Raw genomic sequence first — 1,527 nt, 5'->3', positions numbered from 1 at the left:
TGAAAGACGAACGATCGCAAAAAATACAAAAGGTTCGGGTTACTTAGTGTGCGGTTAGGAAACTAGACGGTCAACTACCAGAAATCGTATTCGAGGCAACCGGTGTTTATTCGCAGGGCCTAGAGCGCTTCCTACAGAACGAGCAATATCCTTATAGCCGGATAAATCCTCTACAAGCTAAACTACAAATGGCTACAGGTAGTATGCGGCGACACAAAACGGATATCAGCGATGCACATGAACTAGCTAAATCGCATTTCAAGACAGAGCGGAATAAAACCTATGTACACGAAGAATATTTTGAACAAATGCGGGCATTGGGAAGGTACTACGACGATTTAGAACATGAAAGTCGACAATATGCGAACCGATTACATGCATTTCTGCAGTTAAGCTTTCCCTTATTGGAAGACGTGTTCTCTAGGAGTTCTCTTCACTTCTTACAAATCGTACAACATTACCCTCATCCAGATTTGATAAAGGGTTTATCGTTGGAAGAGATACAGAGCCGAGTGAAAGAGACTTCGCTCAAAAATATATCACTTCAACAAGCGGAGAAAAAGGCAGCACTTCTACTGGCAGCTGCTGAAAATTCCTATCCAGCCATTCAGGCGACAGATGTGCGGTGTCAGCACCTAAAGGAGTGTGCCCAACGAGTCAAAGAACTGAAACGCCAGAAAAAAGAGATCATCAAACAGATGGTCCAACTTTCAAAGGAACGTAGCGATTTTCAAGTGCTCATATCTTTTCCAGGCATTGGAGAAGCTACCGCTGTTCGGATTATTGGAGAGTTGGGAGACATTCGCCGTTTTCAAAATAACAAACAGGTGAATGCGTACGCCGGTATTGATATTCAACGGTATCAGTCAGGGAAGCTCCACTATCAAGATCGAATCAATAAACGTGGGAACCGTAGGTTAAGGAAGATTCTGTACTTCATGGTTATTTCCATGATTTCTTTACGAAAACGAACACAAAATACCATTGTTGATTACTATGACCAATTAAAAAAGCAACCCCAGAGTAAGCCTCATAAGGTTGCGGTGATCGCTTGTGTGAATAAGTTCCTGAAAGTCGCATTTCACCTTATTCAACACAGCATCCCCTATAACTATGCATTCGCCATGGCTAGTGCGTAAAAGGATAGCTTTACTATAGCACATTTCTCCTTTCGAAAAACAGCAATTCGTTAGGTCTATTTAGCATATGCAAAAATAAAGCTCAGATTTTACTAATTTTTTCAGTTTAAGCAATTAGATCATGACGGGGGATGGCTTCTTTCGCTCGCTATATAGGATTGGAGCGGAAGACGGTCGACTCCTGGGGGATCAGCGTGCGTCTTGAGACCCCGCAGGAAGCGAAGCGAACGAGGAGGCTCAAGGCCACGCCCCCCGGAAAGCGTACCGTCTGGAGCGGAAATCCCGGGGTGCTCACTAGCTGTGGTTTCACACGCCTATTCGGATAGTAAATCATAGTACGTATCTTTTATTCTAACAAAACCCTTGACTAGAGGTAAGAAAGCGTCCC

At 43.7% G+C, this 1,527-nt stretch carries 1 protein-coding gene; it reads left to right on the top strand.

The genetic code is table 11. The features are described 5' to 3' along the window. Positions 1 to 83 precede the first annotated feature (83 nt). Positions 84 to 1,139 carry an IS110 family RNA-guided transposase gene (locus tag H7J92_RS16040; protein WP_343228099.1) on the top strand — a complete coding sequence of 352 codons (1,056 nt, stop codon included), beginning with the start codon at positions 84 to 86 and terminating at the stop codon, positions 1,137 to 1,139. Positions 1,140 to 1,527: the final 388 nt, after the last annotated feature.

This window comes from Sporosarcina aquimarina (genome assembly GCF_019748715.1).
GTDB classification, from domain to species: Bacteria; Bacillota; Bacilli; order Bacillales_A; family Planococcaceae; genus Sporosarcina; species Sporosarcina newyorkensis.
The sequence above is the reverse complement of the archived record's forward strand: the minus strand, read 5'-3'. Positions and strand labels throughout refer to the sequence as shown.